Source organism: Novimethylophilus kurashikiensis, from assembly GCF_003112435.1.
Lineage (GTDB): Bacteria > Pseudomonadota > Gammaproteobacteria > Burkholderiales > Methylophilaceae > Novimethylophilus > Novimethylophilus kurashikiensis.
Genome location: NZ_BDOQ01000014.1, coordinates 18657 through 32537 on the forward strand (window position 1 = coordinate 18657; position 13881 = coordinate 32537).

At 57.3% G+C, this 13881-nt stretch carries 14 protein-coding genes; all 14 read left to right on the plus strand.

Annotated elements, in window-relative coordinates:
• The first annotated feature begins 19 nt into the window (after positions 1 to 19).
• Positions 20 to 478 (plus strand): MEKHLA domain-containing protein, encoded by a 459-nt coding sequence (locus NMK_RS13815; RefSeq protein WP_109016353.1) that lies wholly within the window; start codon positions 20 to 22, stop codon positions 476 to 478.
• 71 nt (positions 479 to 549) lie between these two features.
• Positions 550 to 1119 carry a DUF4337 domain-containing protein gene (locus NMK_RS13820; protein WP_109016354.1) on the plus strand — a complete coding sequence of 190 codons (570 nt, stop codon included), beginning with the start codon at positions 550 to 552 and terminating at the stop codon, positions 1117 to 1119.
• The gene (locus NMK_RS13825; RefSeq protein ID WP_181376291.1) at positions 1119 to 1712 is read left to right on the plus strand and encodes a phosphatase PAP2 family protein; all 594 of its coding nucleotides are present in this window, start codon (positions 1119 to 1121) and stop codon (positions 1710 to 1712) included. Before NMK_RS13820 ends, NMK_RS13825 begins: the two co-directional genes overlap by 1 nt.
• Before the next feature lie 76 nt (positions 1713 to 1788).
• Entirely contained in the window at positions 1789 to 2589 is an 801-nt protein-coding gene (locus tag NMK_RS13830; protein ID WP_109016356.1) for a polyamine aminopropyltransferase, read from the plus strand.
• Positions 2590 to 2670: 81 nt separating this feature from the next.
• On the plus strand, positions 2671 to 3222 hold the full coding sequence (locus NMK_RS13835) for a TetR/AcrR family transcriptional regulator (RefSeq protein WP_109016357.1): 552 nt from the start codon (positions 2671 to 2673) through the stop codon (positions 3220 to 3222).
• Between the two features lie 28 nt (positions 3223 to 3250).
• Positions 3251 to 3646: a TraR/DksA family transcriptional regulator gene (locus tag NMK_RS13840; RefSeq protein ID WP_109016358.1), complete on the plus strand. Its 396-nt coding sequence runs from the start codon at positions 3251 to 3253 to the stop codon at positions 3644 to 3646.
• Positions 3647 to 3724: 78 nt separating this feature from the next.
• Complete coding sequence (locus NMK_RS13845) at positions 3725 to 4894, plus strand: THUMP domain-containing class I SAM-dependent RNA methyltransferase (protein WP_109016359.1); 1170 nt, start codon at positions 3725 to 3727, stop codon at positions 4892 to 4894.
• A gap of 5 nt (positions 4895 to 4899) precedes the next feature.
• Positions 4900 to 5262 carry a nucleotide pyrophosphohydrolase gene (locus NMK_RS13850; protein ID WP_227871508.1) on the plus strand — a complete coding sequence of 121 codons (363 nt, stop codon included), beginning with the start codon at positions 4900 to 4902 and terminating at the stop codon, positions 5260 to 5262.
• 10 nt (positions 5263 to 5272) lie between these two features.
• Entirely contained in the window at positions 5273 to 6880 is a 1608-nt protein-coding gene (locus NMK_RS13855) for a response regulator (RefSeq protein WP_109016360.1), read from the plus strand.
• Positions 6877 to 7494, plus strand: coding sequence for a sensor histidine kinase (locus NMK_RS13860; protein WP_109016361.1), 618 nt, complete (start codon positions 6877 to 6879; stop codon positions 7492 to 7494). Before NMK_RS13855 ends, NMK_RS13860 begins: the two co-directional genes overlap by 4 nt.
• A 47-nt stretch (positions 7495 to 7541) precedes the next feature.
• Positions 7542 to 10982, plus strand: coding sequence for a DNA polymerase III subunit alpha (gene dnaE, locus NMK_RS13865; RefSeq protein WP_109016362.1), 3441 nt, complete (start codon positions 7542 to 7544; stop codon positions 10980 to 10982).
• A gap of 117 nt (positions 10983 to 11099) precedes the next feature.
• Positions 11100 to 12068, plus strand: coding sequence for an acetyl-CoA carboxylase carboxyltransferase subunit alpha (locus NMK_RS13870; protein ID WP_109016363.1), 969 nt, complete (start codon positions 11100 to 11102; stop codon positions 12066 to 12068).
• Positions 12037 to 13368 carry a tRNA lysidine(34) synthetase TilS gene (gene tilS / locus NMK_RS13875; RefSeq protein ID WP_109016364.1) on the plus strand — a complete coding sequence of 444 codons (1332 nt, stop codon included), beginning with the start codon at positions 12037 to 12039 and terminating at the stop codon, positions 13366 to 13368. Before NMK_RS13870 ends, tilS begins: the two co-directional genes overlap by 32 nt.
• Positions 13369 to 13526: 158 nt before the next feature.
• Positions 13527 to 13881, plus strand: a 355-nt coding sequence (locus tag NMK_RS13880; protein WP_146187214.1) for a hypothetical protein, incomplete at its 3' end; no start/stop codon positions are given.

Below are 13881 nucleotides of genomic sequence, written 5' to 3' on the forward strand. Positions count from 1 at the left end.
ACAAGAGGCGGTGGGCTGGATGAGTGCGGTCAAGGATAGAACCCGACATGTGAGGATATTGCAGGCGAGTTATGCGCGGTGGACAGGCAAATCCCTGCTGCCTGACGATTTACCCATCGACCAAGCAGCGGCCTGGTTGGATGACGCGCCTTACGGACTGGTGTCGCACGGGGCCGAGAGCGATCCGATCTTCAACTACGCCAATCGCTGCGCGCTGCAATTGTTCGGCATGTCATGGGAAGCGTTTACGCAATTGCCGTCCCGGCTGTCCGCAGGTCCTGTCGACCGCGAGGAGCGGGCACGGCTATTGGAGCGAGTGACCCGCGATGGTTATATCGACGATTACACCGGTATTCGCGTGGCTGCCGACGGCCGCCAATTCCTGATCCGCAATGCCACCGTGTGGAACCTGCTCGACGAAGCTGGGCAGTATTACGGTCAGGCGGCCATGATTCCCGAATGGAGCGATCTGTTGTAAGCATCCTGTCAGTTAGCTGCGCTATTGTCCCGCCCCGGATGTGACTTTGAATAATAACGAAGGGGATGAATATGTCAGGACACGATTTTCACGTTCATGGCGCACATGAGCATGCCGTGGAGCATGAGGCACACCACGGGCCTGGATTGGCGCAATGGGTGGCGATTTTTACCGCGGTCTTGTCCACCGTCGGCGCCATCGTCAGCTACCAAGGCGGCGCCACGCAGAATCAGGCCATGTTGTACAAAAACGAGGCTGTGCTGAAGAAGGCGCAAGCCTCCGACCAGTGGGCGTTTTACCAGGCCAAGAGTGCCAAGCAGCACTTGATGGAAATATCCATCGACCTGGCGCCCAAGGACAAGGCCGAGTTCTACCGCAAGCAGGCTGAGAAGTACGACGGCGAAAAAAAAGCCATCAAGCAAAAAGCCGAACAGCTTGACGAGGAATCCCGCAAGTACGACGAGCTGAGCGAGGAATCCATGCATCCTCATCACAAACTGGCGCAGGCGATGACACTGATCCAGATCGCAATCTCGCTGGCTTCCATCACGGCGTTAACGCGCAAGAACTGGCTGTTCGGCATGGCGGCGGTCGCTGCGGCCGGCGGACTGGGGTTGGCCTCTATGGTATGGTTCGGCTGATGAAAACCTTCCTTTACGACTGGTTCGGCCTCAATGCTTGGCTGTTCAAGGCCATTAACGCCTGGCACAGCCCCTGGCTGGACCAATTCATGTTGCTTGGGTCGCGGCTGGCGGAGCACGACTTATTTGCGATCTGGTTGTGCGTGTTGGTGCTGGCCGCCCTTTGGGCGAGCCGCCGGCAATTGCGTGAGGCCTTGCTGCCCTGGTTTTCCGTGATTGCCGTGTTCAGCCTGGCCTATGTGGCCGACGGCTGGGTGGTGAGCGGACTCAAGGAATGGTTTTCCTTTCCGCGTCCTTCGCTGGCCTTGCCGCCTGAGTTCGTGCATGTGGTCGGCTCGCCAGAACACAACCTGATGCACAGTCTGCCCAGTGGCCATACCTCGTTCGCCATGTTGATTGCAGCGAGTGTTTGGCCCGTTCTGTCGCGTCCTTGGCGGTGGGCTGCGGGCAGCTTCGTGGTATGGGTTGCGCTGTCTCGCATCAGCTTGGGAGCCCATTTCCCCGCCGATGTCACCGCCGGGGCTCTGAGTTGCTTGTTGGTGGTCTGGCTGGTACGCAAGGTGGTGACGATGCTCTCGGTTAAACCTGCTTGAGCAAGAGGGCTTACAATACGCGGTTTTGAATTGGACGGTCGTAGTACCGTCCTGCAACCGGTATTGGAGTGGTGACATGTTCGGCAAAGGCGCAAGGCGCATCGGGCGCTTCCTACAACGCGACAGCGAAGGCGCAACCAGCGTCGATATCAGCGAAATGGACGGCATTCGTGCACTGCACTTGGGCAACGCCACGGTGCAAAGCGCGATGCGGCTTTCCGCCCCCTACGAGCTGGAACTCACCTATACCCGCGGCATGATGTGCTTCCTGCTGTTTTCAGATGCGGTGCAAAGCGCTGTGGTGCTGGGGTTAGGCGGCGGTTCGATCCCCAAGTACATCCATAAGCATCTTCCCCGGATGCGGGTGACGGCCGTGGAATTGAATCCCGCCGTGCTTGCCGCTGCACGCGGTCAATTCCTTCTGCCTCAGGACGACGAGCGACTGAGTGTCGTGCTTGGCGATGGCGTGCACTATATCCGCGAGAATCCTGCTTGCACCGACGTGTTGTTGTTGGACGCCTACGATGCCAAGGGCTTGCCCGGCGAGTTGAGTTCGCAGGAGTTCTACGACAGCTGCGCCGAAGCTTTGACGGATAAAGGTATTCTCGCCGTCAATCTATGGGGTAGCGACAAGAATTTCGACGTGTACCTGCAACGCATCGAACAAAGCTTCGACGGCCGTGTCTTGATGCTCCCGACGGGACGTCCCGGCAACATCATCATCTTCGCCTTCAAGCGCCATGTGGGCGATTTGCGCTGGAAATCGCTGCGCGAACGTGCCAAGGACTTGCAGTCGGACTTGCGCATCGAATTCCTGGAATTTGTCGAACGCTTGCGCGACAGCAACGTTAATACGTCCAACCGACTCATTCTCTAAAAGTTTCAATCCTGTAAAAGCAGACAGAACGGTATAGCCCGGTGCCCTTAATCGTGCTACAGTAAATTCATGGCTAAAAATATGCGAGAACGAATCCTTGCCGCGGCGTCCAACTTGTTCCAGGCGCGGGGCATCAATGCGACGGGGGTGGATACCATCGTCGCCGAGGCGGGGATTGCCAAGATGACGCTGTACAACCACTTTAAGACCAAGGAAGACTTGGTGCTCGAGGTGGTGACGCGTCGCAGCCGCGAGTTTGCCGAGCGCATATCCGCGCGGCTCGACAAGTCTGTCGTCGATCCCACGGAAAAGCTCTACAAACTGTTCGATTATGTGGGGGAGTGGCTGGCCGATCCGCAGTGTAGCGGCTTGCCTTTCCTCAAGGCCAGTGCCGAGTTTCCCCAGCCGGATAATCCGGTACACCAGCTTTCGGCCGAATTGTCGCAAGAGTTCCGCGATTACATCACCGGGTTGGCCCGCGAAGCCGGCATCCGCGAGCCGGAAGCATTGGGTTTGCAGCTGACTATGCTGATCGAAGGGGCAGTGCTGTCAGAACAGTTATCCAAGGGCTCCAATGCATTGGAGCACGCCCGCCAGGCGGCTCGCATCCTTATCGAGTCGGCCAAGCGCTAATCCACCATCACCTACAGGAGGCGGCATCATGAGCAACCTGACGGAACTCCAGAAGCAGCAGATCGCCCAAGCCATCCAGGAGCGCAAGCAAGCCTTGCGCGAAGACATTCGCGACGAATTGGCGCGATCGGGGCAGGAGCGCTTCGCCGATCTGGCAGGCGAGGTGGCCGATGCGGGCGATGCTTCCGTGGCCGATTTGCTCATGGATGAAAACATGACCCTGGTCAGTCGCCAGGTTCAGGAGTTTTCCGAATTGGAAACCGCCCAGCAGCGTCTCGATACACCCGAGTTCGGCGAGTGTGCGGAATGTGGTTCGGAGATCGGTTTCCAGCGCCTCCTCGCTGCACCTAACGCAACACGCTGCATCGATTGCCAGTCCCAGCACGAAAAAACATTTGCGCACAGCGAAGCGCCCAGGCTTTAAAATCCCATCATCTAGCCCACAGAAGTGGGGAGGCGTGTTGCAGGGGCAACGCGTCGTTGCATCTGGCTTTTCCATTTTATGAATAAAAACACACATACCTTTTTTGCGACTTGCCCGCGCGGGCTCGAAACCGTCCTCGCGGAGGAATTGTCCTCGCTTGGCGCTGCCAATGTCGCCTCTACCGACGGCGGCGCGGCCTTTGGCGGCGATATGCCGCTGGCCTGGAAAGCCAATCTCGAAAGCCGTGTCGCTACTCGCATTTTGTGGCGCGTGGGTAAGGCTGCCTACCGCAGCGAAGACGACATCTACAAGGCCGCTCTGGCTTTGCCTTGGCCGACGTGGTTCGATGTCGGCCGTACCATGATGGTCAAGGTGACGGCGGTAAAAAGCCCGCTCAAGAGCCTGGAATTCATTACCCTTCGGATTAAAGACGCGGTGTGCGACAAGTTCCGCCAAGCCGGTGGTACGCGTCCCAGCATCGACACTCGCGAACCGGATGTCCGCATCCACGCTTACCTGACCGCCAACGAATGCCAGTTCTACCTCGATACCTCGGGTGCCTCGCTGTTCCAGCGCGGCAATCGAAAATCGAGCGTCGATGCGCCGTTGCGCGAGAACCTTGCTGCGGGCATTCTCAAGTTGACCGGCTGGCAGCCGGGCACGCCTTTACTCGACCCCATGTGCGGTAGCGGAACGTTTCTCATCGAAGCCGCCATGGCCGCGCTCGATATCGCGCCCGGACTTAACCGCAGCTTCGGTTTCGAAAAGCTTAAAAACTTCAAACCTGATGCCTGGGCCGCTATCAAGGCTGAGGCCAAGAAGCGTATCAAGCCGGCATCGCCCATGAAGATTTACGGCAGCGATAGCGACATGCGCGCCGTTCGTGCGGCCAGACAGAATATGGAAGCTGCGGGTTTTTCCAATGTCGTCCAGGTGAGCCAGGCCAATGTGCTGGATGCTGAGGCCTCTGCCGAAACCGGTGTGCTGTTGTGTAATCCGCCCTATGGTGTGCGCATCGGCGAGGAGGAAGAGCTGGCAGAGCTGTATCCCCAGCTTGCCGCCTCGCTCAAACGCAGCTTCGCCGGCTGGACCGCATTCTTCCTGACATCCGATCTACGCATGCCGAAGCTAATGCGCTTGTCGCCTTCCCGCAAGACGCCATTGTTCAATGGCCCGCTGGAATGCCGCTTGTTCGAGTTCAGGATGGTGGCAGGCAGCAACCGCAAAGCGGAGAAAAGTGAAGGTTGAGCGAAGTGACTTCTGATACTGATCGCCTGACTGAATTGCGCGACCGGCTTCGCGGCTTCGTGCGAGAGCGCGACTGGGAGCAGTTCCATTCGCCCAAGAACCTTGCCATGGCGATGATCGTCGAGGCGGCGGAACTGGTAGAGCATTTCCAGTGGTCGACAGAACAGGAAAGCCGCGAACTTACGGATGAACAACGGATTAAGGTCGAGCAGGAAATTGCCGATACCTTTGTCTACCTGCTGCGCTTGTCCGACGTGCTGGGGATTGATCTCATCGATGCGGCGCATCGCAAGATGGACCTCAATGCCAAGAAGTACCCGGCCGACAAGGCTCGCGGGCGCAACGACAAATACACGGCTTACGAATAAAAGAATATAAATGGCTTTAGTCAACCAGTTTTCCAGCAAACGCGTGCTGGTCATCGACGACCTGGCAGGGATGCGCACGCAATTGCAGATGTCGCTCGCCAATTCCGGTTTTGAGAAATTGCATGTCGTATCCAGCATCCGCGAGGCGATAGCCCTGATGGATGTCGGTCGCTACGACATCATCCTCTGCGACTACTTCCTGGGGGATGGCACCAACGGCCAGCAATTCCTGGAATACCTGCGCAGCCGCGACCTCATCAGCCGCAACGCTATTTTCATCATCATCACCGCCGAAAGCTCGTACGAGAGCGTGGTCACGGCGGCCGAATGCGCCCCCGACGATTATTTGCTCAAACCGTTTACGGCAGAGCAACTCAACAAGCGACTGGAACGGCTCGTGGAGCGCCAGGCGCATTTGCACGATGTGCACAAGGCTGCCGACGCCAAGGATTGGCCCAAGGTCATCGTCGAATGCGATCGCCTGCTGGAAGCCAAGGACAAGTATTACATCGAGGCCAGCAAGATCAAGGGCGAGGCGCTGGTAAAAAGCGGCCGACTGGATGATGCCGCCAAGCTTTACACACAAATCCTGGCGCTGCGACCGTTGCCCTGGGCCAAGCTCGGCCTTGCGCACGTCGCTGCGCTGAAGGGTGACAAGACTGCGGCGGCCGAAATGGCGCGCGAGCTGCTGAACGAGCACAACCAGTACATGGGAGCCTACGATTTTCTGGGTGGTGTCCTGGCCGAAGCTGGCGACAAGAATGGCGCCCTGGAAGTCATGCAATCTGCACGTCATGTCAGTCCGGGCACTTTGAATCGCGTGCGTCGCGTGGCTGAATTGGCGCTCGATACCGGACAGCATGAAATTGCCGAAAAGGTGATGTCCGAAGCACTCGAGAAGCATAAATATTCCCCGGTACGTGAAGCCAAGGATTACGCCACCTTGTCCAAGGCCTACAACGAGCTGGGCCGGCCGGAAAAAGCCCTGGCGGTGATCAACCAGGCCAAGGGTACGTTCAAGGATCAGGCCAGCAACGTCATCCTGGCGACGAGCGAGAGTGTCGCGCATTACAAGGCCGGTAATATCGCCAAGGCGGAAGCAGCGCTGTCCGAAGCCTTGGCAGCCAAACCGGCTGATCTTCCGCCTTCCGCCCTGGCTGCGGTCGCCGATGCGTGCTTTGCCATGGGCAAGGAAGCCACCGCGACCGAGTTGCTCAAGCAGATGGTGCAAAACAATCCGGATGATGCCGCTACAAGGGCACAGGCGCAAAACGTTCTCACCTCGGCCGGAAAGGGCGAGGAGGAGGCCAAGGCCATGATCGCCCTGAGCGTGCGCGAGGTCATCCAGATCAACAACGACGGTGTGCGCAAGGCCGAGGCTGGGCAAATCGTCGAAGCTGTCCAGCTGCTTACCGAAGCTGCCAACCGGTTGCCCAACAATCTGCAGATTGTTGGCAATGCATCGTTGGTGTTGGCGCTCGATCTCGCTCGCAATGGTTACCAGGCAGAAAAGCTCGCGGAATGCGTGCGCTTCCGCCAGTTGCTGGCGAGTAAGGAACCCAACCATCCCAAGCTGGCGCAGATCGACGCCATGCTCAAGAAGGTGCAACAGCCGTGATCAACGAGCTAGACGTCGCCGTTATCCACGATATCAAGAACCAGTTGGCTCAACTTGCCCTGATGCTGGAGCGGCGCGGAGATTGCCAGCAGGAAAAAGCCATTGCCTTCGCGGCCTCCAAGCGTTTGTCGACCTTGCTGCTGGCGCATTTGCAGCAGGACGGCATGTTGAAAGCGCATGTGGATACGGCATGCCCGGCCGATTTGCTGGAGGATGTTGCAAGCGAATACCGCAGCCTGTTCCCCAATCTCGATATCGACGTGGACGATGCCGAAGCTCCGCCGTTCTGGTTCTACGATACGGCCTTGCTGCGCCTCGCGTTGGAAAACGCATTGCACAATGCTTGCCGCCATGCAGGCCAACGTGTCAGCCTGAAAGCAGTCAAATTCGGCGACCGATTGCACATGACGGTCGCCGATGACGGCCCCGGATTCAGCGAGGACATGCTGCTTTTGAACGCGGGCGAAACTCCCATGCCTGCCAGCCGCAACGGTACGGGACTTGGGCTTTATCTCGCCGCGCACATTGCCCAGCTACACGAGAATAGCGGCGAGTGCGGGACGATTTTCCTGGAAAATCGCGACGGCGCCGTATTCACCCTGAGCCTGCCTTAACCCTCCTTTTTTCGGCGTTTAAACTTCGGATGCGGTAAAATCCGGGTATGTCCGAACCGTCTTTTATCCATCTCCGCTGCCATAGCGAATTTTCGATCCAGGACGGCATGGTGCGCATCGACGACTACGTCAAGCGTGCCGTGGCTGACCGTATGCCAGCGCTTGCGCTGACCGATCTTTCCAACCTGTTCGGTGCCGTCAAGTTCTACAAAGCCGCCCGCGGCAAGGGCGTGAAACCCGTGCTGGGCTGCGATATCTGGCTGGAGAACGAGAGCAACCGCGATCAACCATACCGCGTGCTGCTGTTGTGCCAATCCCATGATGGCTATTTGCGCCTTTGCCAGATCATCACCCAGGCTTTCCTCGAAAACCAATACCGCAATCGCGCCGAGGTGAAGCGCGTCTGGCTCGAAGAAAATTCTGAAGGGCTGATCCTGCTTTCTGGCGGCATGCCGGGCGATATCGGTCAGGCTTTGCTGCAAGGCAACGATGCGCTTGCAAAAAAACTGGCACAAAGCTGGAGCCAGCTGTTTCCCAATCGCTTCTATATCGAGTTGCAACGGGTGGGGCATGCCCAGCAAGACCTCTACAACAGCCGTGCCTTGGCGCTGGCCGCCGAGCTGGGCTTGCCGCCGGTGGCGACGCATCCCATTCAGTTTCTCGACCAGGACGATTACAAGGCACACGAGGCTCGCGTCTGTATTGCTGAGGGCTACGTGCTGGCCGACAAGCGCCGCCCGCGCAACTTCACCGAGCAGCAGTATTTCCGTACCCAGACCGACATGGCCGAGCTGTTCGCGGATATCCCTGAGGCGCTTGCCAACAGTGTGGAAATCGCCAAGCGCTGCAACGTCACGCTGACGCTGGGCAAAAATTACCTGCCGCAGTTTCCTACGCCCAACAACGAAGGCCTGGACGAATACCTCAAGGCGCTTTCGCTGCAAGGTCTGGAGCACCGACTCGAAGCCTTGTATCCCGATCCTGCGGAACGTGAGGCGCAAAAGCCGCGTTACCTGGAACGTCTGGATTTCGAGGCCAAGACCATCATCCAGATGGGCTTTCCCGGCTACTTCCTCATCGTGGCCGACTTTATCAACTGGGCCAAGAACAACGGCGTGCCCGTTGGTCCTGGCCGGGGCTCCGGTGCAGGCTCGCTGGTCGCCTACAGCCTGGGTATTACCGACCTCGATCCGCTGCGGTTCAACCTGCTGTTCGAGCGCTTCCTGAATCCGGAGCGGGTATCCATGCCCGACTTCGATATCGACTTCTGCCAGGACGGGCGCGACCGCGTCATCGACTACGTCAAGCACAAGTACGGTCTCGACGCCGTCTCGCAAATCGCTACCTTCGGTACCATGGCGGCCAAGGCCGTGATCCGCGACGTGGGGCGCGTACTTGATCTTGGTTTCAATTTCGTCGACGGCATTGCCAAACTTATCCCGAAAGAACTGGGCATTACGCTCGCCGCAGCGCTGGAGCAGGAACCCCAGCTCAAGGAGCGCCAGGAAAACGAGGAAGAGGTCCGCGAGCTGCTGGAGCTAGCACTGCGTCTCGAGGGCCTGACCCGCAACATCGGCATGCACGCCGGCGGCGTGTTGATCTCGCCGGGGAAAATTACCGACTTCTCGCCCATGTACTGCCAGCAGGGCAGCGACAGCGTGGTGAGCCAGTACGACAAGGACGACGTGGAAGCCGTCGGCCTGGTGAAGTTCGACTTCCTCGGCCTGCGCACGCTGACCATCCTCGACATGGCCGTGGAGTGGACCAACCAGCAGCGCGTCGCGGTGGGCGATGAGCCTATCGATCTCGCTACCTTGCCGCTGGACGACCCCGACGCCTACCGGCTGCTCAAGAACGCGAATACCACAGCCGTGTTCCAGCTGGAATCCTCCGGCATGAAAGACATGCTGAAGCAGGCCAAGCCGGACGTGTTCGAGGACATCATCGCGCTGGTCGCGTTGTACCGCCCCGGTCCGATGGACCTTATTCCGGACTTCTGCCGACGCAAGCACGGCCTGCAAAAAACCGAATACCCGCATCCTGCCACCGAGCCGATTCTCAAGGAAACCTACGGCATCATGGTGTACCAGGAACAGGTGATGCAGATCGCCCAGGTGGTGGGCGGCTACAGCCTCGGCGGCGCCGATATGCTGCGCCGCGCCATGGGTAAGAAAAAACCCGAGGAAATGGCCCAGCAGCGCCAGATCTTCGTCGAGGGGGCGGGCAAGCTGGGCACACCGGCAAACCAGGCCGGCGAAATCTTCGACTTGATGGAGAAGTTTGCAGGCTACGGTTTCAATAAGTCGCACGCCGCCGCCTATGCGCTGGTGGCTTATCACACCGCCTGGCTCAAGGCGCATTATCCTGCGGCGTTCATGTCGGCCACGATGTCGGCGGACATGAACAACACCGACAGCATCCACATTTTTTACAAGGATTGCCTTGCCAACGGTGTTGCCGTCTTGGCGCCGGATATCAATCGCAGCCAGTTCCGTTTCACGCCGCTCGATGCCAAGCAGATTTTGTACGGTTTGGGCGCCATCAAAGGGACCGGTTGGGCAGCGATTGAAGTTATTTTGGCCGCGCGGGAGAAGGGCGGGCCGTTCAAGGACATGTTCGACTTCTGCCGCCGACTGGACCTGCGCAAGGTGAACCGCCGCGTGGTTGAGTCCCTGGTACGCGCCGGCGCTTTCGATGGCATCGATTCCAACCGTGCCGCCGTGCTCGCCTCAGTCGGCGTCGCGATGGAAGTGGCGGGGCAGGGCGCGGGGGCTGCACAGGATAGTTTGTTCGGCGACAGTCACGACGTGCCCGAGCAGGCACTGCCCAAGGTCAATCCGTGGCCGGAGCGCGAGCAGCTGATCCAGGAAAAGATTGCGCTGGGTTTTTATCTCAGCGGCCATCCGTTTACCGCGTTGAAAAGCGAGGTCGCCCAGTTCGTCAAAACTAACCTGGCCTCACTTGGCCCCAAAGACCAGCCTCAGCTTCTGGCAGGTATCGTAGTTGCCGCCCGAACCAAGATGACCGCGCGCGGCAAGATGGCTTTCGTCATGTTGGACGACGGCACGTCTCAGCTCGACGTGGCTGTCGGTAATGAACTCCTGATGACACAGCCTGCGCTGCTCAAGGAAGACCAATTGCTGATCGTGGAAGGGCTGGTGCGTAACGATGATTACACGGGCGGTTTGAGGGTCAGCGCACGGCGATTGTTCGATCTGGCGACGGCACGTACGGCCCAGGCCCAGATGCTCAAGATATCGTGCAACGGCCAGGCCGATGCACGTAAATTGGCCGAGCTGCTGGAGCCGTACCGCAAACCGCTGGAGCCGGATGTCGCTTCCGGCTGCCGTATCCAGATCAGCTACCGAAACGGCCAGGCCAGCTGTGAGGTGCCGTTGCCCGATAAATGGCGCGTGGAGCTAAGAGACGAGCTGCTGGAAGGCTTGCGTGAGTGGCTCAAGCAGGAGAATGTCACCATCCAGTATTAGGCGCCAAGTCGGGCGCTAGGCCGTCCTGATGCAAATGACGGTTCTTCCTGTATCATTCGGGGTTATTTTTGAACACTTCGGCGCCTGTTGAAGCATCGGCGCCTATAACGACGATTTATGAAAACGAGCTTTCTGGACTTTGAACAACCCATCGCCGAGCTGGAAGAAAAGATCGAGCAACTGCGCTACGTGCAGGACGATTCTGCCCTCGATATCTCGGAAGAAATAGAACGCCTGAACAGCAAGAGCCAGGCGCTGACCAAGGATATCTACGCCAAGCTGGGCGCATGGCAGATTTCCCAGGTGGCGCGCCATCCGCAGCGTCCCTACACGCTGGACTACCTCAGCGGCATGTTCACCGATGTGGAAGAGCTCCACGGTGATCGTGCCTATTCTGACGACCCCGCTATCGTCGCCGCCTTGGCGCGATTCAACGGCGAGCCGGTCATGGTTCTCGGTCACCAGAAGGGCCGTGATACCAAGGAAAAAATCTACCGAAACTTCGGCATGCCACGCCCCGAAGGCTATCGCAAGGCGCTGCGCCTGTTCCGCATGGCTGAGAAGTTTCAACTGCCTATCATCACCTTCATCGATACCCCGGGTGCTTATCCCGGTATCGGTGCAGAAGAGCGCGGCCAATCCGAAGCCATCGCGCGCAACTTGTTCGTGATGGCGGAACTGCGCACGCCCATCATTTCCGTCATCATCGGCGAGGGTGGCTCCGGCGGTGCGTTGGCCTTGGGTGTTGCCGACCAGATGCTGATGCTGCAATACGCGACCTACTCGGTCATCTCGCCCGAAGGCTGCGCCTCCATTCTATGGAAGAGTGCAGATAAGGCTGCCGAAGCTGCGGAAACATTAGCGATTACCGCTAACCGCCTCAAAACCTTCGGCCTAGTCGATCGCATCATTAACGAACCCTTGGGCGGCGCGCATCGCGATCACGAGCTCATGATGCAAACCATGCGCAAGGCACTCACCGATACCCTGCGTCATTTGCAGGACAAACCTCTGGATACGCTGCTGCAAGAACGCTACGAGCGCCTCATGAGCTATGGCCGCTTCAAAGAAACGCCAGAGCGCTGATCTCTTTCCCCGCCTTCTAGACTTTCTTCACCGCCACGTCAGTCCCGGGCAGCAACTGCTGCTCGGGCTGAGTGGCGGCCTTGATTCCTGTGTCCTGTTCGATTTGCTTGTCAGGGCGCGGGAACACTTCGATTTTCAACTGTCGGCTATTCACGTCAATCATAGAATTAGTCCCAATGCTGATGATTGGGCTTCTTTCTGTGAGCATTTGTGCGCAAGCCATGGGATTCCTTGTCTTATTGTTCCTGTAAGTGTTCCTCGGGATTCTGGACTGGGTATTGAAGCTGCGGCCCGTGCAATGCGCTATTCGGCAATTTCATCCTGTCATGAAGATGTAGTACTTTTTGCGCATCATCGTAATGACCAGGCTGAAACGTTGATGCTGCAAATGCTGAGGGGCGCTGGAGTGCATGGCTTGGCTGCTATGCCGGTGGTGGGTCAGATGAACGGTGGAAAAACGATTTTGCGACCCCTGCTTTCATTTGCTAGATCTCAATTGGATGAATATGCAGTCAATCGCAATTTAAATTGGGTTGAGGATGAGAGTAACGATAGTCTCGAGTTCGAAAGAAATTTTCTTCGGCACCATGTTTTTCCTGGGCTGGGGGAAAGGTATCCCGCTCTAGTCGATAATTTGGCACGCAGTGCTTCTAATCTTGGCGAGGCTGCTGAGTTGCTTGATGATCTTGCCGTTCAGGATTCGATATCTGCTATCCACGATGGAAGGGTAAATATCCAGTGGCTGCAAGCATTGGGTCTGGCCCGTGCTAAAAATCTCTTGCGGTGGTGGGTTAAAGGGAGAACAGGGCTGGCGCCTGCCGCGGCAAAATTGGCGGAAATGATGAAGCAGGTGAATGCGCGCATTGATGCACAAATATGCGTAGACCTGGAGAAATTTGAATTTAGGCGACACAAGGGATGGCTATATTTAGAGCCGAAAGTAATGCCATCCGATTACGTTGTTCAGTGGAGTGGTGAGGAGGCTATTACCCTTCCTGATGGTGGCGTATTGACATTCAAGCAAGTTGTTGGAGCGGGAGTTTTGCGGTCGCTAATGTGCTCGGGAGTGGTAACGATTCAGTCTCGGCGGGGAGGGGAGCAGTTTCAACCCGAAGGTAATCGACCGCGCAAGACGTTGAAGAATCTTTTTCAAGATGCAGAAGTACCGACGTGGCGACGAAAGAGAGTTCCCTTGGTATATGTAGACCAGCAATTAGTCTTTGTGCCACTGTTGGGGATCGGGTATGATTGCGAAGCTAGCAAAGATGAGCTTGGTGTGCTGATTGAGTGGGATTTATAAATTCTAAATAATTCCCATGTCCAAGCTAAAGTTTGGTGTTTTATTGCCGCTTATCTAAGTTGGTATGGTTTGGGCTGGACTAAACTTTCTTGTTGGTCAACAATATTAATTAAAAATAAAAACGAGCCTGGCTCGTTGACATCATCAGGGGCTGCAATATGACATCATTAGTAACAGGTATGACTACTGCGCAAATCGCGGTGATGACCACGACGCAAGTCGCTACATTAACAACTAATGACATCATAGCTTTATCAACAGACCAAATTGTTGCTCTAACCACTACTCAATTTGGAGTATTCAGTACAGCTCAGTTGGCGGCCCTTACTACTTCGCAGGTTGCTGCGATGGAGACTGCCGATGTTGCTGTGCTTAGCACCATTCAAGTCGGTGCATTTACCACCAGTCAAATTGCGAATGGCTTGACCACAAGTGATGTGGCAGCCTTAACGACAGCGCAAGTGGCGGCGCTTAAGACCACGCAAGTGTCGTCGCTCACGACCGACCAGGTCG